General features: G+C 57.8%; 17 protein-coding genes. 2 read left to right on the top strand and 15 right to left on the bottom strand.

Features of this window, described 5'->3' with window-relative positions:
- Window positions 1-214: 214 nt before the first annotated feature.
- Window positions 215-1,252 (bottom strand): glycosyltransferase family 2 protein, encoded by a 1,038-nt coding sequence (locus tag V1273_RS10695; RefSeq protein ID WP_334409556.1) that lies wholly within the window; start codon window positions 1,250-1,252, stop codon window positions 215-217.
- Window positions 1,253-2,021: 769 nt separating this feature from the next.
- Here V1273_RS10695 and V1273_RS10690 point away from each other — a divergent pair.
- On the top strand, window positions 2,022-2,738 hold the full coding sequence (locus V1273_RS10690; protein ID WP_334409555.1) for a hypothetical protein: 717 nt from the start codon (window positions 2,022-2,024) through the stop codon (window positions 2,736-2,738).
- Between the two features lie 67 nt (window positions 2,739-2,805).
- Here the strand turns inward: V1273_RS10690 and V1273_RS10685 are convergent, their stop codons facing one another.
- From V1273_RS10685 to V1273_RS10670, 4 genes are all read right to left on the bottom strand, one after another.
- A complete protein-coding gene (locus tag V1273_RS10685; RefSeq protein ID WP_334409554.1) occupies window positions 2,806-4,164 on the bottom strand; it encodes an O-antigen ligase family protein in 1,359 nt (452 codons plus the stop codon).
- A 101-nt stretch (window positions 4,165-4,265) separates the two neighbouring features.
- Window positions 4,266-4,991, bottom strand: coding sequence for a polysaccharide deacetylase family protein (locus V1273_RS10680; RefSeq protein WP_334409553.1), 726 nt, complete (start codon window positions 4,989-4,991; stop codon window positions 4,266-4,268).
- The gene (locus V1273_RS10675; protein ID WP_334409552.1) at window positions 4,988-6,154 is read right to left on the bottom strand and encodes a glycosyltransferase family 4 protein; all 1,167 of its coding nucleotides are present in this window, start codon (window positions 6,152-6,154) and stop codon (window positions 4,988-4,990) included. Before V1273_RS10675 ends, V1273_RS10680 begins: the two co-directional genes overlap by 4 nt.
- 66 nt (window positions 6,155-6,220) lie before the next feature.
- Window positions 6,221-7,774: a class I SAM-dependent methyltransferase gene (locus tag V1273_RS10670; RefSeq protein WP_334409551.1), complete on the bottom strand. Its 1,554-nt coding sequence runs from the start codon at window positions 7,772-7,774 to the stop codon at window positions 6,221-6,223.
- A 279-nt stretch (window positions 7,775-8,053) separates the two neighbouring features.
- Here V1273_RS10670 and V1273_RS10665 point away from each other — a divergent pair, with 279 nt between their 5' ends.
- Window positions 8,054-9,352, top strand: coding sequence for a glycosyltransferase family 4 protein (locus V1273_RS10665; protein WP_334409550.1), 1,299 nt, complete (start codon window positions 8,054-8,056; stop codon window positions 9,350-9,352).
- A 91-nt stretch (window positions 9,353-9,443) separates the two neighbouring features.
- Here V1273_RS10665 and V1273_RS10660 read toward each other — a convergent pair whose 3' ends face one another.
- The 10 genes from V1273_RS10660 to V1273_RS10615 form a co-directional block, all read right to left on the bottom strand.
- The gene (locus V1273_RS10660; protein WP_334409549.1) at window positions 9,444-10,583 is read right to left on the bottom strand and encodes a DegT/DnrJ/EryC1/StrS family aminotransferase; all 1,140 of its coding nucleotides are present in this window, start codon (window positions 10,581-10,583) and stop codon (window positions 9,444-9,446) included.
- 51 nt (window positions 10,584-10,634) lie between these two features.
- Window positions 10,635-11,147: a glycosyltransferase gene (locus tag V1273_RS10655; RefSeq protein ID WP_334383155.1), complete on the bottom strand. Its 513-nt coding sequence runs from the start codon at window positions 11,145-11,147 to the stop codon at window positions 10,635-10,637.
- Window positions 11,144-11,659, bottom strand: coding sequence for a UDP-N-acetylglucosamine--LPS N-acetylglucosamine transferase (locus V1273_RS10650; protein WP_334367642.1), 516 nt, complete (start codon window positions 11,657-11,659; stop codon window positions 11,144-11,146). The genes V1273_RS10655 and V1273_RS10650 overlap by 4 nt, the downstream gene beginning before the upstream one ends.
- Window positions 11,660-11,875: 216 nt before the next feature.
- Window positions 11,876-12,736 (bottom strand): glycosyltransferase, encoded by an 861-nt coding sequence (locus tag V1273_RS10645; protein WP_334409547.1) that lies wholly within the window; start codon window positions 12,734-12,736, stop codon window positions 11,876-11,878.
- Window positions 12,737-12,821: 85 nt separating this feature from the next.
- Complete coding sequence (locus tag V1273_RS10640) at window positions 12,822-12,980, bottom strand: hypothetical protein (protein WP_334383157.1); 159 nt, start codon at window positions 12,978-12,980, stop codon at window positions 12,822-12,824.
- The gene (locus V1273_RS10635; protein ID WP_334369212.1) at window positions 12,977-13,972 is read right to left on the bottom strand and encodes an NAD-dependent epimerase/dehydratase family protein; all 996 of its coding nucleotides are present in this window, start codon (window positions 13,970-13,972) and stop codon (window positions 12,977-12,979) included. The genes V1273_RS10640 and V1273_RS10635 overlap by 4 nt, the downstream gene beginning before the upstream one ends.
- Window positions 13,973-14,046: 74 nt before the next feature.
- On the bottom strand, window positions 14,047-15,156 hold the full coding sequence (locus V1273_RS10630) for a DegT/DnrJ/EryC1/StrS family aminotransferase (RefSeq protein WP_334412190.1): 1,110 nt from the start codon (window positions 15,154-15,156) through the stop codon (window positions 14,047-14,049).
- 132 nt (window positions 15,157-15,288) lie between these two features.
- Window positions 15,289-15,783, bottom strand: a complete 495-nt coding sequence (locus V1273_RS10625) for an acyltransferase (RefSeq protein WP_334409545.1) — start codon at window positions 15,781-15,783, stop codon at window positions 15,289-15,291.
- Window positions 15,784-15,821: 38 nt separating this feature from the next.
- Window positions 15,822-17,339, bottom strand: coding sequence for an oligosaccharide flippase family protein (locus V1273_RS10620; protein ID WP_334409544.1), 1,518 nt, complete (start codon window positions 17,337-17,339; stop codon window positions 15,822-15,824).
- A gap of 3 nt (window positions 17,340-17,342) precedes the next feature.
- A complete protein-coding gene (locus V1273_RS10615; RefSeq protein WP_334409543.1) occupies window positions 17,343-18,404 on the bottom strand; it encodes a Gfo/Idh/MocA family protein in 1,062 nt (353 codons plus the stop codon).
- Window positions 18,405-18,424 lie beyond the last annotated feature (20 nt).

Genomic DNA, 18,424 nt, shown 5'->3' with positions numbered 1-18,424 from the left:
TCCTCTACTTTATTCTGCAAAAAGAGGCGCTCCCGGCCAGAGGAATACACATATCACGTGGGAGACGATCGCTCCCAAATTCAAAAGCATACTCATCGTGCTAATTTCGTTTCGACTGCCGACATGGAAAAGCAATCGGGATGCTGCCGCCTTCTTGTCATAGGTTCTCAGATCTGTGGGTGTGCCGTCGATCGCGATTGGGATGACGCGCCGATCAGCCGGGCTGTTGCGGCCCGAGCCCTGCCTCCGGACGCCCGGTCTTGCCTTTTGCACCATCGAGCAACCCCGCGAAAGCGACTTGTCCGGCCGACAAGGAGCCTTTGAGCGCATATCGCGCTGCGAACAACAGGCCGACTCCGAAATGGCAGATCCAACGCCATCCCGCAAAGCGCCTAGCATAGAGAATGCCGTTGCGGGCAGACAGATAGATCGAAAGATGCGAACGCTTCTCGGGAGTAACGGCAGATCCGATAGTCGTTCCTCCAATGTGGCGAATGATGGCTTTGCTCGCGAAGCCGATGCGGTGCTTTCCCCGGCGACGTCCCCAATCCAGATCTTCCATGTACAGGAAATAGTCTTCGGCCATGAGACCGACGTCTTCGACGAACGCTCGCGTTGCCAGAACACACGCCCCGCTTACCGCATCGATTCTGGCAAGATCCTCGACCGACGGTGCACTGCCAACTGCCGCATTCCTTCCCACGGCGATGACACGGCCCGTCATAGGAGACCAATGCAGTCCGTAATTGATGACCTTATTGGGGGCGTCGTCGAAGACGAGGCTTGCGCCAACCATACCGAATCCCTCAGCAGACTTGGCTATCAATTCAGCCAGGCCGCGGCTATCCACTTCGGTATCAGGATTCAGCACAAGCACTGCCCCCCAACCGGGGGCGCCGAGTAATGGCTCAAGCCACGCGTTGACGCCGCCTCCGTAACCAAGGTTCTCGGTCGCGAGCCCAACTCGGACGACATTTGCGCGAGTCTGAAATCGGCATTTCGCCACTGAGGCCAATCGTTTCTGCGGCTGGTCAAGGGTGTCCGACGCATCGGAAATTCGCTGCAGCGTTCGATCTGATCCCACGAGCTCAGCCAGTAATCTCCCGTAGGCTGCTTCACCCCCATTTTCGCAAATGAGAACTTCAAAGTGATCGTAATCCGAACGAGCGAGCGACTTCAAACAGCGATCGACATCATCGACATTGCAGTATGAGACGATGATGATGGCGAGTTTGATGCTAGCGTTTGACATAGCCCAGATACCTTCTCGACGCCGATCAGCGACCATCGCCCACGCAAGGGCCTGAGCACATTCGAACGCGGCCGCCGACAGAGCCCGTCCCAGAGAAGACGTCGCGATCCACTAATGCACATTCAACTCGGCAAGGACGTCGGCGAATGATCAAAATGGCCACGCTTTTGCTCGACCCCGCTATACGGGGTCAACGCGGTTTGTTCAGGCGCCTTGGCCAGCGAGCTTGAACCGATCCTTGCCGACATAGGTGATTTTCTGCCCCCTTCGCGGCGCGGAATACGGTCAGTATAGTCTTACGAATCGCAATTTCTTGGTCAAGAAAGACAAGCTGGCCACGATTGTCCACCATAATTGCGGCCTGCGAGGTAGGCAATGGAGGGTAGTTTCCGATCAGACGGAGCCCGAGCAGTCTCATCCGATCCGTCGCCCGCAGCAGCAGAGCTCCGGCACCCGACGTGATCGCTTGTCCAACAAAACTACGGGTACTTCGCGGCGTTCGGCCGATCAAATCAAACCGTCCGGGCTGGATGGCTTTGCAAAGATTTGGTAGAAAATCCGCTTTGGAGCTTTCATGCGCTACTTGATGACGCTGGCCCTGTTGTCGGCAGGGGTGGCTCTTGTCCAATCCACCGTTACCTCGACAGAATCTGCTCTGTGGAGGTGCCGTGATTCCTCGGGCGCGGCACTCTCACGGCACACAGGAGCTGACAGGGCGGAGGAGGCTTGCAGTAATCACGCCTTGGCCCCCCCCGGGCAGGCGCTCGAGATGCGCCCCAGCAGCTTTGGGATTACCGCAACTATACCTGTGGCGGCCACTTCTTCCCCGACGCCCGTCCCTATGCCTCATCCGGCGCCGAATTCGGCCGAGGTTCCGCTGAGCTTTAACGATTCCGTCTATGCCAACGTCACGAGCGGCACGAGTCGTATCACGTTGCCGCCGGGTTCGTCCCGAACCGACTTGTCGATCGTTGAGAACTCGGGGGAGCCGACCATTGTTTGCAAAGGCTCTTGTAGTCTCACGCGCGTTCGCATTCAGTCACGAGAGGGCGTGCGCTGCGTCAGCGGCAATATCAATCTAACTTGGGTCTATATCACGGCTACCGGAGTCGGAAGTGATCATGCGGACGGGTTGCAGTGCTATTCCCCGGGATCTACAGGCGCGGTCACGGTCAAGAACTCGACGTTCAAGATGGCCGGAGCAACGACCGCGGGCTACTTCTCGGCCGACAATTGGCAAGGCTCGCACGTCTTCGAGAACGTATTGTTCGAGGGCGGCAATCACGGACTCCGTATCCCGGCAGACGGGGGCTCCTCGGTGAGCCTGAAGAACGTCTACTTTGTGCGTGGCTCCTTCCGCTACGGAGCGTACCAATTCGACGTGGTCAACGGTCGGCGCATCAACATTGAGCAGTGGGAGAACGTGCGCTGGGCGAGCTGGCGGGGCGATGAGCTCGTCCTTGGAGATCTCATTAAACGGCCATGAGGGTGTGGCGGGCCTCTTCAAGGGGAGCGAAGTCACCCCCTGCGATAGGCCAGCAAACCAAACAGCTTCACAGCCTGGGACGAGTGACCCAACGGGATTGAGTGCCCTCGGCGGAGGAGACGGGAGCGGCCCTGTTGCCGGGGTCAAACATCCACATGCCGCTGCCGAGCAGGAACATGATCAAGACGTAAGGAGCATCCCATAGGTGGACCGTGCAGACCGCGAGAGCCAGTCCGCAAATCGTGATAATCAGACCCTTTCGGCATTGGGCCACCTGGAATGAGAGGTTTCTCAGCCGTCCCAAACCGAAGCAAATCGAAAGAAAGCCGCCGGCCATGAACACGAAGCCGGGGATACCGTAGCGAACGGCAGTAACCAACCAGAAATTATCCATGCTGCCGCCCATCCACGACGGACGTACCCAATCATTCAGGCCAATTCCAAAGATCGGGTGGTGCATCACTGATTGTGTCCCGTAGTGCCAGATGTGCACGCGCATGTAGGAAGTGTCCGAGTTGAACGTCAGATATGAAATAAAGACATCGAAAGGGCTGCGATTGGAGCTCAAGTCCACGACAAAGTAGGCACCAATTGCAATTGCGGCCAATATTCCCCAACGTCGCGCGACGCTCTTCGTGACCTTGTCCCAACCGATCAGCATTGCCTGGACGACAAGCGACAGAATTGCCCCCGAGGAAAGGGAAGTGGCGACCGCCATTGCCACAAGACCCGAGCTTAATCGCCCCCCCAGCTGCGCGGTGGCACCTGACACATAAAAGCTCAAGGCGAACGCACTTGAGCAAACGATGCCAAACAGAATGAAGTGTTCAAAGGAGCCCTGAGCTCGTCTAAGTCCGAATCTCGCTTCACTGCCAACGATATCGTAAACGGAAAAGATCTTGCCGAACAATTCAATCAAGATCGGCGAGCCTGCGACATTCTCGTACAGTGCAAATGGCAGAAGGAAAAGGACCATGAACACGAGAGATCTCACCATCCGCTGAAATGCGAAGATATCTCGAATGTATCGCCTTGCGAACAGGAACGTTCCGAATGTCTCAATAACAAATATGCCTGCGGATTGCAGACCCTTGTCGATGCCGTGAGTGCTAACCAAAACGATCGCGCCCCATATCGCCGCCAACAGCACAAAAATGTCCGGCAGCCGTGTTCGCCCAACCGATCCAGAAAGCCAAGCCATCAAACACGGAATGAAGGTCAGTACCAGCACCAGCCGGTAGGGGGACAAGCGTGTCGGGCCGATGTAGAAAATAACCGGCAGGGCCAGCGAGAAAACGAAGATTGGAATGAGCGCAGAGGTCTTCCGGCTCCGCGTCGACTGCGCCGCCACTTGTCCGCCGGCAGAAGCTCGCGACCTTTCAGCCTGACTAAGCGCCCTTGTTGCAATGCTTTCCACCGTCACCATCCGCTATGTCAATGTCTTCGCCGTCTCGATGCTGGAAGCCGAATAGGCACATCGACACCGGGGAGAGTTAAGGCCACCTTCAGAGCGATGGCCCGATGACGCTACCGATACCGCCAGCGCATCAGTTGGCGATAGAGCCCCAGGTTCGTGCTGATCTTCCAGGCAACGCCGCGCTTCGCATCCGGATCGAGCAAGTGCTGGCGCATGTATTCGGCATCCATGTTGTTCGTCAGACAAAGGCGGGAATAGAGAAAGGATTCGAACCCGCGATGATACCCAAGCTGGATTGTAAAGAGGTGCGTATAGCCGGCCTTCAGAGCTGCGTCCCAAACCCGTCGGGAAAAGCGCCCGTATGGGAAGGCGAAAAGAGTAACCTGTCGGCCAAGGCGGTCCTCGAGCATCGATTTCGAACCCCTAAGTTCGCGATCTAGTTCGACATCCGAGGCAGTGGTCAAATCGACGTGGGCCATGCCATGTGAGCCAATCGCAACGCCACCCCTGCCAAGTTCCTCAATCATCTCCCAGCTCATGTGTCCCGGCGATCCAACGAAATTTACCGGAATGAAGGACATGAAGCCCGGAATCAGACCGGTCTTCACGTAGCGAGCATAGACATGCGTGTAGTCGGAAAGAAATCCATCGTCGAAGGTGAGTAGGACCGCACCGGTGCGGCCGGCTTTCGGATCTGGGCATTGCTCCAGAAATCTCTGAGGCGAGACCAGCCTGTCCCCCCAAAGCGCAAGATGCGCATCGAATGTTTCATGCGTCAGGCACCACGCATTCGAAGGCGAGGCTTCCACCAGCTCGTGATAGTTCAGGACAATCATAGAGTTTCTATCAGATCTGAGACACGCCGGCCCCAGGCTTGCCAGTTCAGTCGGGCCTCGAAGGCGCCGCGGCTCGATTGTCGCAGGCGTGCCAGCCGGTCCGGGTTTGCAAAAGTCTCGGAGATGACCGTCGCATAGTCCCCCTTCGTCGCATTCGGCGGCAACAAGATGCCTGTCTCCCCGTCGCGGATAGCGCTGGGCACGCCACCCGTCGCTGGCGCAATGCTCGGTACGCCATGGGCCGCCGCCTCGCAAAATACGATACCGTAGCAATCTGCCCGGGTTGGCAACAGAAAGAAATCCGCGTCGCGATAGAGTTGATCCAGTCGGTTGCGCTGTTCACGATCATTCTTGTCGAGGTAAGGGATGATCGTCAGGCCCTCCTGGGTGACAGGCCCGGGCGGAGTGCATCCGCAAATCACTAGCTCCGCCTCCAGGCCCCTGTCCCTCAGTTCAGCGAGGGCCCCAATCGCGATGTCCGCGCCCTTCTCTTCCCAATTGGCACCGATGAAGAGGAGCCGGCACGGACCCGACTTGCGGCGTCCAAACACAGAGGCGCGATCGGGCGCCTCTTCGAGATTGGCGCCCCAAGGAATGACATGCACCCGCGCACGGTCGGCGCCGTAATCCCTAACCGCAGATTCGGCGGCCCATTCAGACGGGTAGAGGACCAGATCCGCACGCGCGATTGTGTCGCGTTCCAGACGTTCAGCGATCTCCCGGGCGGCGCGTGACAGGTTCCGGTAGTTAGGATGATAGTTCTCGACAAGCCGAAAGGTCGCGTCGGACGCATACACGAGCGGAACGCCCTTAGGCACGCTCCAGGCAAAGGTTGATCCGGCAGGCGCGAAGACGATATCGGGCGAGACGGCGCTGATTTTGCGCGCAGCGTCCGCTGCATATTGGGCAACGACAGGCCCCGCATGGAATGGAGAAAGGCCCCGCGTGCGGAAGGTACGGCAAAGTTTGGAATACGCCTTGTACAGAGGCAGGATCGGTGCGCTCAGGGGACCGATATGAACCACCTCGTGACCCTTGCTGGCGAGCGATTTCGACATGTGAAATGGAGTGCCGGACCAGAACCTGACCTCGCTCGCATCGCCGATCGTGGCGAACGCAATTCGCCGCGCTACCTGGCTGCCGGAGATGTGGTTCTGATTCATTCTGTTCCTTTACACAAGGCAGTCACCGATACGGGGAGTGGCAAACTTGTGAGTTGTGCGGATCAGCTAGAAATGAGCTGTCCGACTTTCGCTTTCACTGGATGACAAAGCTCTCCTTGTGTCGTGTGCGCGAATGCTCTGGGATGCAAGCTGACTGCGCTCATCCGGCAACCGTCTCGCCGACACGACGATGGATGTTGCCATCGAGATTGCAAGCGGCGCGGGAAGGAAATCACCGACCGCCGACGCGATCCTGCCAAGCCTGCTTGTCTCCTGGCGATTCAATGTCCCGATCGTCCGATTCACTTTCATCCCTGCCCTGGTGCACCAGCTCTTCACCGCGCGAGCCGTACTCAAATGCACCCCGGTCGAGGAGTAGCCCTTTCCAAGAAGAACGGGCATGTCGCGGAACGTCTGTCGGATGGTTCGAAGAGAAAGCATGCTCGGTGTTTGAATGATCACACTCGAGCTGTCGCATAGGCAATCCTTCAACGTGGACAACGCCGCTACGGGATCGTGTGCTAGATGCAGGACGTTCAAGCACAGGATACAATCGAACTTTTCTCCGTGCGCAAGTGTCGCCAGCTCGTCGATATCTCCATAGATCATTTCGACGCCACGGGCGGCGGCGCCGCTGGAGACGACGGGGTCCAAGGGCATCGCAACGACTCGCAATCCTCGTTCGATCAGTCTTTTCTCCGTCGCTCCCGATCCGCATCCGATTGACAAGACACTGCGCGCCGCTGGCGGAATTGCGGAAATGACATCTTCACTGACGGGCTCATAATAGTCCTTCGAGTAAAGCCCACGCGACAGCTTCGTCTCAGTGTTGAACAGCGGAGGTGGTGTCTTGCACCGTTCAGCAATCCGGATCAGCGCCTCGATCTGATCTCTGAGTTCAGCCGCGCTGATGCCGACCCGGCCGACATATTTGTTGGACAGATGATGAACGGTGAAGTCGTCGACGTGAGAAACCGGAACAAACTTCTTCAAACCACATTGCGTGTATGGGTCTGTCGCCGCCGTGCAAAGAAGGTCGTATTTGCCCTCGTACGGATCCACCAGGAAGCCTCCCGACTGGATAGCCGTCCTGAGCTGGGCTTGTGTAAGCACATAGCAGGCCGCATGCTCGTTAGTGAGATGGGCGAGCGTGTAGCGGCCTCTGGAACGGACTGAGGTCGAATCCCAATGGAAATTTTCATGGATGTCGGGGTAGTTCTCTTCGCCGTCCGCTCCCTTTTCTATTCGCAAGTATCCCGCAATTTCGTCCTGTTGAAGCACCGCGGTGACATCCAGGAAGGCCCGAAGATTCTTTTCGGTTATCAGGATGTCGTCTTCGGAATAGATGAACAGGTCGTATTTGTTGGCCCGCTCGGCGAACAGCGGCTTGTGCGCAAAAGGCAGTGACCAGGGATTCTTGGCTGGGGTGCCCACGCGACATTCGACGCCCTGACCGGACTTGTCGATATTTGAGAGGACGACGATGTCGATGTCGAATGGCATGGACCGGTATTCGCGAATCAGCCGCTCCAGGTACCGGTCGTTGGACGTGCCATAACTAGCCAGCGCCACGAGAACTCTCAGCGATGCGTCTCGGCCATCTTCATGAAGCGCAGTCATGTCGAAAATAATTCCTTCTTCGAAACCGAACCATGATCGATCTCGCGACGCCAGTGATCGCTCTCTCCTGGTTGCCGCAGCAAAATAAACCTATCTTAATAATACGTCATATTTAATAATATAATACAGAATGGATTGTCTTACCTCCGAAAAAACAGCATCATAGGATAATTTGATAGCCAATATTAATATTGCGATGAATTATCTGGCGAACGCGATTATTATCCCGGACATATGGCTGGCTGGCGCTCTCCGGGTGGGATCAAAGGCGAAACGGGCATGAAGGTGCTTCTCTACCCTCATTCGATGGAACTGGGGGGCTCACAGCTCAACGCTATTCAGTTGGCCGGGTCGATCCGCGATCGGGGGCACGAAGTGATCGTGCTTTCGGAGGCCGGCCCGCTGGTGGAACGAGTAAGAAAAATGGCGCTCGAACACATCGAGCTTCCGGCGCAACGGGGCCGGCCGTCTCCGAAAGTGATCCGCATGATCGGCCATCTGGTGCAGCGTCGCCGTATTGACGTGGTACACGGATATGAGTGGCCTCCCATCATCGAGGCCTTCCTCGGCGGAAAGGTGGCCCATCGCACTGCCGTCGTCGGGACTGTGATGTCGATGTCCGTGGCGTCTTTCTTGCCCCGCAATGTGCCATTGACGGTGGGGACCGAGCTCATCCGTCAGGCAGCGATTGACGCCGGGCACCGGCACGTCGAGCTGCTGGAGCCACCGGTGGATACAAGAGCCGACAATCCGTCCATCGACGGGAGGAGCTTTCGCGCCGATCAAGGTGTCGAGCCGGATGAAGTCCTTCTCGCCATGGTTTGCCGGCTGGTGCCAGACCTCAAGCTCGAGGGTCTATTGTCAGCCTGCAATGCAGTTCGTGAGCTGGCGGTGGCGGGCCATCGGGTACGGCTGATGATCGTTGGTGACGGCCGGGCGCGCGGCGATGTGGGCAGACGTGCCGAAGAGGTCAACGCGGCTGCTGGTTACAAAGTCGTGCTGATGGCCGGCGAGATGGCCGATCCACGCCCTGCCTACGCTGCGGCGGATGTGATCATCGGCCAAGGTGGCTCGGCATTGCGAGGAATGGCGTTCGGAAAGCCCCTTGTGGTTATCGGCGAGGAAGGCTTCAGCGAGTTGCTGACGCCCGAAAGTGCACCGGTCTTTCTGCAGCAGGGATGGTATGGTCTCGGATCCGGTTCGTTCGGAGCGGGGGCACCGGCGCTGCGCATAGCGCTCGAGCGGCTTGTCAGGTCGCAGGAGCTGCGGTGCGAGTTAGGGCTTCTTGGCCGCCGGCTGGCGGAGCAACGATTTAGCCTGAATCATGCAGCCGAAGTCATCGAGAACCTGTACTCGTCAGCAATGCGGAATCCCGAGCCTTTCGAGCGCGTGCTTTCGGACATCGTCCATGTCTCCGCTGGATTGATCGGCAGCAAAATCGGGCGAAAATATCAACGATGGGTTGGCAACGCGTCGACCGATGACAGCAACGCCCGCGACCTGATAGCCGCAGTCCTTGCGAACGGTAAGCGTAGCGAGATGCTGTCTCTCTCAGGTGAACGTGCGAGTACAAAATAGCCCCGCATGAATGTTCCGCGCCAGTGCATATCAAATGCCGGCGCCCTCACGCCTCGCTCGGAGATGTCAGCGAAGAGGAAGCGGAGGGTTCTCAGTACCCCAGCTCGGATCTCAACGCGTTTGCGACACGCACTTGATCCCCCTCGGCCATTTGTGCGTAGATCGGAAGCAAGATCGCGCGATCCTGCGCGAGTTCGGATTGACGCAAATCGTGGCGCTGCTCGCCGCTTGCATAGGGCGCCTCGCGGTGCGCGCACATGATCCCGCGTCGGGTGGCAATGCCTTGATCAAGAAGGTTCTGCATCAGCGTTCTCTGATCGACCCGGTCCGGCAGGCGCACGCAGTAGCTCTGCCAGTTGGATCGGGCCCACTCCGGTTCGTGCGGCAGGATCAATCCTTCCAAATTGCCCAGGAGTTCGCTGTAACGGGCCGCGAGTGCGCGCCGACGCGCGATCAGATCAGGAAGCCGTTCGAGCTGTTTTCGCCCAATGGCAGCCTGCATGTCCGTCATCCGATAGTTGAAGCCGACAAACAGGTAGTTTTCGAAGATGACTTGCGGTGAGCCGTGCCGCACCGTGTCGGGCACGTCCATTGCATGCTGACGCCAGAGCCTGAGCTTGCGGTCCTGATCGGGATCGGACGTCGTCAACATGCCGCCCTCGCCGGTCGTGATGACCTTGCGAGGGTGGAAGGAGAAGCAAGCCATCGCTCCGTGCGGCTTCCCGATGAACTCCCAATCGCCATGGACGTTGATCTGGCTGCCGATTGCGCAGGCGGCGTCCTCGATCAGGGCAACACCATGGCGATTTGCCAATGCGACAAGTGAGGTCAGATCGCACGGCATGCCCATCTGGTGAACGGCCAGGATCGCACGGGTGCGTTCGGTAATGGCCTCGGCCACGCGCTCCGGATCCAGATTGTAGGTGGCTGGATCGATATCGACGAAGATCGGGGTCGCGCCGCAGTAGCGGATGCTGTTGGCGCTTGCGATGAAGGAGTGGCTCGCGGTGATCACCTCGTCGCCGGGCCCGACGCCCAAGGCAAGCAGTGCGAGGTGCAGCGCAGTAGTGCAGTTTGACACCGCAACTGCGTGAGGCGCGCCAACCATTGCGGCGAATTCGCGCTCGAAGGCCGCCACCTGCGGCCCTTGCGATATCCAGCCGGAGAGAGTGACCTCGCGCGCGGCATCGGCTTCAGTCTCGTCGAGACACGGTTTTGCGATCGGGATCATGAAGCCAGCGCCTCTTGTCTACGGGGTATCAACGTTTTACCTGACTCTGGCCTACGACGAAATGTCTCTATTCTCGAAACCAATGCGGCCGGTCTCAATAAATGTCCGAATTGTAGATATGAGGCGTGGCGACGCTAGCGCGCTGAGCCGCTCGGGCTCGTCGGAGATCTGGTGTTGATCCAGCTTATCGACCAACTCATGTTCGGTGAAAGCAACCATGATGCAGCCTTGTTCAGCGAAGCGCTTTGCGGTTGCGAGTTGGTGGTCGTTGCGGTGTTCGCCCAGACTCGCCCGACGAGGCATGACTATGATCCGCTTTCCAAGCTCGAGAGCAGTAATAATAGAGCCCATTCCGGCATGGGAAATCACAAGGCTTGCCGCTTCGACGCGTTTCCGGAATTCGGTCGGATCGATAAACCGCTCTGCGCGGATATGTTTGGAATGGTAGTCTGATGGGCCCGTCTGCGCAAAGACATCCGTTCTTCCGTGCGCGCCGGCCCACTCGTCGATTGTTCGGATCAAACGGTCAAACTGCCCCTGCGTTCCGACTGTCGCGAAAATCATAGCACCGAGCCTGTGTAATGGGGTCCATTAGGTCGCGCCAGGTGAGGCCACTGGGTCAACCAGAGGTCAGCGCAACGACCAATTCTGTCTCCAGACATCGAAAGCCGTTCGACGTTGGCGATGCTGTCGAGCCAGATGGTGCGCGCACCCATCATTCGTCCGAACCGCAGCGCTAGGTATCCCGGAGCCGCACCGGTCGAAACCACGATATCGGGTTTTTCATTCCAAACGATCCAAGCCAACCTGCCCGCAGCCTTCAATAGCGCGATCTTAGTCCAGCGGTTGGCATCATTGACCAGGTAGAATTTATGGCCTGGCACCTGCGCGCGATATGACTCATGGACAGTGACGAACGTGACTTCGCAGTTCTCGAAAGCGCGTTTGATACGCAATAGCTGCACCCAATGCCCTCCGCCCGAAGAGACCGCCAGCAATCTTGTGCGAACGCTGCGCGACTGTGGCGTGCTGTTGTTCCGCAACCTCTTGCGGTGAAAGACCGTGCTCCGAAACATCGGCTGGCCTCCTAAAACGCTGCGAGACTCGCACGGGCCCCGGCGGGTCGGATTTCGGCTCGTGCCCGCGGATCCCTGCATTTAATTTATTTAGTTTAAATTCAATATTCAAAATAAAGGTCGGATTATTTAAAATCAAGATATTTCTCTGTAGTAAACGCGCGGCCGATTTCATCAGCCCGATCAAACACCGAGCTGGCGTACTCATTTATGCGTTCATTTAAGTGAATCTGCCGATAGTGCTGTGCGCGAAGTCTCGTCGCGTTGCCAGCGATGAACTCCACTTCGCAAACCTACGGTCGCCCTGCACCGGGCGGCAATGTTGACAGCACAATAAATTAACAATCCGGGCCACAAATGAGGTTTTTTGAACAATGCAATAAGCGTCCGATTATTGCCTTCCCCTCTGTTCACGCGCAGCTCTGGAAAGCGCCGGGCGAGCTCGGATGTTCCCCTATAGGCACGAGTTCTGACTGCGATCAGTTGCAGCACAGTACGTGGGGGGAATACCGTGGACCTCGCGTATGGCAGCGTCTCTCGCTCTTCTGGTTTGAACTGAAGGCGAACATAGGTATCGTCAGCAATGACGTGGGGAAACTGTCCAAATCGCCTACGCCCCGCCTCGGATAAGGCGTAGACGCCGGACCCACCAATCCCCTCGCGCGAAGATGGCAGCCGTGACCGAATTCCGTAATATTTGCGAACGAGCCAGGAACAGCCCGTCAGATTGATATGGGGTGTGGGTGCTACCGCCAAAACGTCGCCTTGCCCCAGGCGTCTTGCCAGAGCTCGAATAGCATCGACGGTAATAACAATATCGGCGTCAGCGTAGATCCGCGGAAACACGCCTGAAATTTGATCTCCCAAGTTCAGGGCGTCTGTTTTGCTTGCGATATCCGATTCGACAACATGGACGGTTGGACCGAAGCGCCGGGCGACGTTCGCGGTGTCATCTACACACCCGTTACAAACGACGACCACGCCGATTTCGCCCGAAGCCGAGTTGGTGACCCATGGATTCAAGGTCCGTGCAATCACAGAACTCTCGTTGTGGGCTGGGACGACGATCGAAATCATGACTAGCCAGGTCGAAGTGGATTAAACTTGAGTGCGTCTTTGAGGCTGCCATAGCTTCGGTCAACCTCAAGGCACTGCTTCAGCCTCACCATGTGACCTTGCGCGGGTGCGGTGCGGGCAAACGTTGCACTGACAGCGTTGCGAAATCCACCTGCGAACCTTGCGACACCCATCCCGACAGCACCGCCGCACTGGAGGCGTTTGCCTCCTCATCCGCGAGCAGCGGCAGTGCTTTCGATATCACGAAGCCACCGTCTCCCTCTGGTGGGTTGCCACGAGCGATCCGCGTTCGGCTCGCCACCATTTCACAAGATCGCCAAGCCCCTGTTCGAGCGGCACACTCGAGCGGAAGCCCAGCAGGCGCTCCGCCTTCCCTGTCGAGGCCAGCCGGCGCGGCACCGGATTGACCGATCGCTCCGGCGCGAATTCCGGCGTCAGGCCACGGTGACCCATCACTGATGCAAGAGTCCCAGCAAGCTGAAGCAGGCTGGTTTCGGTCCCGCTCGCGACATTGAACACCTGGTCGGTAAGCTTCGCCTTCGCTCCCATAACATTTGCGCGAGCAACATCGCGAACATGGACGAAATCCATGGTTTGCTGACCATCGCCGAAGATGATCGGGGGCAGGCCGGCTTCCAGGCGCTCCATCCAGCGGATCAAGACCTCGGTATAGCGGCCATGGATGTCCATGCGGTCGCCATAGACGTTGAAATAACGGAAGGCGACGTAATCGAGCCCGTGCATTTCATTAAACGTGCGCAACAGCCCTTCGTTGAAGGCCTTGGCCGCCCCATAAAGGGTACGGTTGTCGTAGGAATTCTGGCGCTCCGTCGTCGGGAACTCCTCCGCCATGCCGTACACCGATGCCGAGGACGCAGCGATGACTTTTTCGACATTGTGCTCGACGCACAGTTCCAGGAGATCGAAGGTTGCATCGACCATGACTTCCATGGCAAGGCGCGGCTCGGCCGCACAGTGGGTGATGCGAAGTGCTGCTTGATGAAAGACGATGTCCGCCGCCTGCACCAGCCCTGCCATGAGCTCACGGTCGCGGATATCACCGTGAACCAGACGCACGGGCCCGCGCGAGACGGCGCGCCGAAGGTTTTCCGGCCGCCCTCGCACCATGTTATCGAGCGCAACGATTTCGGCGCAGCCTTCGTTGCACAGCAGGTCGATGATATGCGAACCGATAAAGCCGGCCCCGCCCGTAACCAGAATGCGCCTACCCTTCAGATCAGCCAAGATGCCCTCCTATTGTTTGGTCTCGGCAAGCAGACGTGCATGACGTTCGCTTCGACCGGGATGCCTTAGGCAGCCTCGACGACTGCCGCCCTCTGTAGCTGAGCCACGACCTCTGCAACCTGATCCGGCCGAAGTTCCGGATAGATCGGTAGCGAGAGGAATTCGTTCGCCAGCCGCTCAGTGACGGGATAATCGCCTGCGCGATAGCCTAGATTCGCGTAGGCCTTCTGCAGATGAACCGGAACGGGATAGTGAATGCCCACGCCAATCCCGCCTTCCTGCAGCACCTTCAGCGTCTCGTCGCGCCGAGGCAGCCTCACCGCATACACATGGTAGACGTGCCGGCTGTGGGTCGGCGCTCGGGGACGTTCGAACGGAAGCTTCTCCAGCACAGAGTCATATTGCATGGCCACTGTCCGGCGCCCCTCGGTCCAGGATTCGAGGTGGTCCATCTTGACGTTCAGCACGGCGCCCTGAATGCCGTCCATGCGGAAATTGTAGCCGGCGACAACGTGATTGTATTTGGATTCCTGGCCCCAATCACGGAGCAGCGAAATTCGTCGAGCGAGGTCCGGGCTGTTGGTAACGACCGCTCCACCCTCTCCGTACGCTCCAAGATTCTTGCCCGGATAGAAGCTGAAGCAGCCGAGATCGCCGATGGATCCGGCGCGCCGACCCTTGTATTCTGCACCATGAGCCTGCGCCGCGTCCTCGATGACGACAAGCCCACGGCGGCGGGCGATCTCCATGATCGGATCCATGTCCGCCATCAGTCCGTGCAAGTGCACGGGCAGGATCGCCTTCGTTCGGGGCGTGATCGCGGCTTCAATCAATTCCGGGTTCATTGTCCAGGAGACAGGGTCGACGTCGACGAAGACCGGCTTGGCGCCGCTGTACAGGATGGCTGCTGTCGTAGCGACGAACGTCATCGACACCGTGATGACCTCATCGCCCGGCCCAACGTTGGCCGCGAGCAGCGCAAGATGCAACGCCGAGGTTCCGCTATTGACCGCGCGGCAGTGATCAACGTTGCAATAAGCCGCAAAGCGATCCTCAAAGGCAGCGACGTCCGGTCCCAGAACAAATTGAGCGCTGTCGATGACCCGCAAAACCGCGGCATCAACCTGTGGCTTGATTTGGCGATATTGAGCCTTCAGATCCAGAAAAGGTATCAAGTGGTTATCCTCGCCGGGCGAGCCCGATCCATTAAATTCATTTAAACCATTATTTTCGGGCAAAATTAAATCATATAAACGAGGCAATGAAAATAGCCGCGCAGGGGAATTTAGGTTGAATTTAATCCTTGATTAACGGTCCGCGGATTCCATTGCAACGTGGCGCGGTTCTCGAACCTGCGCGGGTACGCCAGCAACAATAGCCCGTGGTGGAACGTCCCTTGTCACCACCGAGCCGGCGCCCACGATGGCCCCGGCGCCGATCGTGATACCGCAAAGAATGGTGGCGTTGGAGCCAATGGATGCCCCGCGGCCGACATGAGTTCGTTCCACCTTCCAGTCTGCTGGTCCCTGCAGCTTGCCGTCCGCTGTGGTAGCCCTCGGGTATTTGTCGTTGGTGAACATCACGCCATGCCCGATGAAAACCTCGTCCTCGATGGTCACGCCTTCACAGATGAAGCTGTGCGAAGATATCTTGCAGCGCGCGCCGATTTTTGCGCCGATCTGAATTTCCACGAAAGTTCCTACCCTCGTGTCGTCTCCGACCGAGCAGCCATAGAGATTAACGAGATCCGGATGGAATATTCGGACGTCGCGACCGAGCTGCACGTCCTTCGCGATGGGCATCTGCTATCTCCAAGCTCTTCAACAACCTTGCAACAGTCTCATAGACGCCGCAGCCTAAGCCACGGCGCACTCACGACCAACCCACCTGCCGCTCGATGAAGATGATGCAGCAAGGGATGTCCGGTAACCGTCAGCCCTAACCACCAGCAGAGGGCCGCGACACCGCCCGCAGCGATCAGGCCCACGAAGGACGGTACGATCCTCGCCTCGATGAGCGCCGCGCAGACCATGACGCCTGAAGCGGTCATAACCGTCACCACGGCGCTCTTGAGCAACGCACAAGAAAGGTGTTTTGGCTTAATGGTAAGCCGTCGCCCGATGAAATACAAAGCCACCGCAGCCTGGAACGGCAGGGTCAACAATGCTGATGCTGCCACGGCCTGGGCCCCAAAGAAAGCGGCACACAGAACGACGAGAAGCGAGGGCGGCAGGGAGATCAATGACGAAGTTAGCGCATCGCGCACGCTTCCGGTAGCCACCAGTGTAGGATAGGTCAAACAGGCTGCGAACAGAGCCAAATTCGCGACGCAGAGCAAGCGAACCAGTGGCACGATTTCCAGCCAGTTCTGACCGAGCAAGATCAGAATGATCGGATGCGCCATGATCGCGATGAAGAGCAGAAAGGGCCATTGTACAACCGAGAGCAGCTCAACCGCGTCAAGATAGGCAACCCTCAAATTCGATGCATCTTTGCTCCTCGAGACAAGGGCGGGCATGATGATGGGATTCAAAACCTGCACAACGAGCTTGTCGAAAATCTGAGTTATACTCGTGGCACGGCTGTACAACCCGACAGAAGTAAAGTCGAGAATCTTCGCCAAGAAGAGCTGCGGCGACAGGTTGTACAGCACGTTGATGACGCTTACGCCGCTGGAATACAGGCCGAAGCCCACGACATCGCGGAACTGTGCAACTGAAGGCCTGAACGCGCCGAGATCGCGATGCTGCCTCAGCAACATGATAGTCAAGACCACGTTGCCCGCTACGCCGCCCCAGACCGGGGCCATAAAGCCAAAGCTCAACATTGCTAGTGCGATAGATACCGCGGCCCCAACGGCGCCCGATCCAAGATTGCAAATGGCGAGCTTTCCAAACTCCATATCGCGGCGAAACAGACCGGTAATCGTTCCAGAGAATGGTACAAGCAGGAAGCTCAGCGCCGAGACCGCGATCCCTTTCTGCAAACTTTCCTGCTCGAACAAATGTGACAGAACGCCCGAAAGTGCGAGCAGCGCCAGCCCGACAAGTGCCGAAATTCCAAATGTGACCGTAAAAGCAGTCTGCACACTGGCGCGCGACAACTCGCGCTTCTGAATCAGGTAATTGGCACCTCCGAACTCCTGGAAGGACGCGGCAACGACTGCCGTCACAGCATTGACGACCGCATAGATACCGAACTCAGCGGGCGTCAGCAGACGTGCCAGCACGGCAATAGTGACCAAGAACAGCACAAGATTGCCGTACCGTTCGACCGCGGAAAAAGCGATCGAACGGTGCACCGAGCGTTGCGAACCTGGCGCAACGCTTGACGGATCGGGCTGATCGAGGTCGCTCATGTATCAGGCCATCGCTCTGACCGGCCTTACTGGGCTTCGCCTTCCCGTCAGCGGAACGGGACGGCCCTGGTCGGCTATCGAACGTGATGCCGCCTCAAGAATTTCGACCACACGCAGGCCCGACATGCCGCCGGAGATTGGCGGCGATCCTGTACGCACGCAATCGATAAAATGCTCGATCTCGGTCTGCAATGCCTCCTTCGCGGAGATATGAGGCGCCCACATGTCACCGGCACGATATCCGATCCGGAATTGATGGGCATTCTCGGACGAACCGCTGAGGGTAATGCCCTTGTCATAGACCTTGATCTTTTCGCTCGGCTCGAGATCGTCATAGACGATCATCTTCTTGCTGCCGCCTACAAAGGTTTGACGAACCTTGATGGGGGAGAGCCAGTTAACGCTTACATGAGCCACGCATTTGCTATCAAAGAACAGCGTGATATGGGCCATGTTCTCCGGTGTGCCGGTCACATGGCACGACCCCGTCGCCGAGACAGCTACAGGATCCTCATTCAGAATGTATTGAATGATCGACAAATCATGGACCGCGAGGTCCCAAATGACATTGACATCGCTTTGGAACAGCCCAAGGCTTGAGCGCGTACTGTCGTAGTAATAGATGTCGCCCAGTTCGTCCTTTTGCACGAGCTCGCGTATCTTCTGAACTGCCGGCGTGTAGAGAAACGTGTGGTCGACCATCAGCGTCAGCCCACGCCGATCAGCCTCATCGATTAGTCGGCGCACCATTTCCGCGCTTGGTGCCAAAGGCTTCTCCACCAGAACGTGCTTGCCGGCCTCGAGAGCTGAAAGTGCCAATTCGTAGTGTGTTCGCACTGGAGTAGCGATGGCGATCGCATCGATGCTCGGATTCTTGAGCAGGTCCTCGTAGCAACCAGTGGTAGCTACTCCCGGATAGAGACGCTCGCTCGCTGCGCGCTTCTCCGGATCAAAATCCGCGACGCCGACGAGGCGAGCGGACGGATTGCCGACGAAGTTGCGTACAAGATTCGGCCCCCAGTAGCCATATCCAACAACGCCTATTCCAACACGACTATCTTGCATGAGCTGTCCTCGATTCCTTC

The organism is Bradyrhizobium sp. AZCC 1721 (assembly GCF_036924715.1).
GTDB lineage: Bacteria > Pseudomonadota > Alphaproteobacteria > Rhizobiales > Xanthobacteraceae > Bradyrhizobium.
This window is presented reverse-complemented; position numbering and strand designations above follow the sequence as displayed.

Excerpts from the sequence above, each read along its gene's own strand:
- V1273_RS10695 (WP_334409556.1), bottom strand. The coding sequence starts at position 1,252 with ATGTCAAACGCTAGCATCAAACTCGCCATCATCATCGTCTCATACTGC.
- V1273_RS10690 (WP_334409555.1), top strand. The coding sequence starts at position 2,022 with ATGCGCCCCAGCAGCTTTGGGATTACCGCAACTATACCTGTGGCGGCC.
- V1273_RS10685 (WP_334409554.1), bottom strand. The coding sequence starts at position 4,164 with ATGGTGACGGTGGAAAGCATTGCAACAAGGGCGCTTAGTCAGGCTGAA.
- V1273_RS10680 (WP_334409553.1), bottom strand. The coding sequence starts at position 4,991 with ATGATTGTCCTGAACTATCACGAGCTGGTGGAAGCCTCGCCTTCGAAT.
- V1273_RS10675 (WP_334409552.1), bottom strand. The coding sequence starts at position 6,154 with ATGAATCAGAACCACATCTCCGGCAGCCAGGTAGCGCGGCGAATTGCG.
- V1273_RS10670 (WP_334409551.1), bottom strand. The coding sequence starts at position 7,774 with ATGACTGCGCTTCATGAAGATGGCCGAGACGCATCGCTGAGAGTTCTC.
- V1273_RS10665 (WP_334409550.1), top strand. The coding sequence starts at position 8,054 with ATGAAGGTGCTTCTCTACCCTCATTCGATGGAACTGGGGGGCTCACAG.
- V1273_RS10660 (WP_334409549.1), bottom strand. The coding sequence starts at position 10,583 with ATGATCCCGATCGCAAAACCGTGTCTCGACGAGACTGAAGCCGATGCC.
- V1273_RS10655 (WP_334383155.1), bottom strand. The coding sequence starts at position 11,147 with ATGATTTTCGCGACAGTCGGAACGCAGGGGCAGTTTGACCGTTTGATC.
- V1273_RS10650 (WP_334367642.1), bottom strand. The coding sequence starts at position 11,659 with ATGTTTCGGAGCACGGTCTTTCACCGCAAGAGGTTGCGGAACAACAGC.
- V1273_RS10645 (WP_334409547.1), bottom strand. The coding sequence starts at position 12,736 with ATGATTTCGATCGTCGTCCCAGCCCACAACGAGAGTTCTGTGATTGCA.
- V1273_RS10625 (WP_334409545.1), bottom strand. The coding sequence starts at position 15,783 with ATGCCCATCGCGAAGGACGTGCAGCTCGGTCGCGACGTCCGAATATTC.
- V1273_RS10620 (WP_334409544.1), bottom strand. The coding sequence starts at position 17,339 with ATGAGCGACCTCGATCAGCCCGATCCGTCAAGCGTTGCGCCAGGTTCG.
- V1273_RS10615 (WP_334409543.1), bottom strand. The coding sequence starts at position 18,404 with ATGCAAGATAGTCGTGTTGGAATAGGCGTTGTTGGATATGGCTACTGG.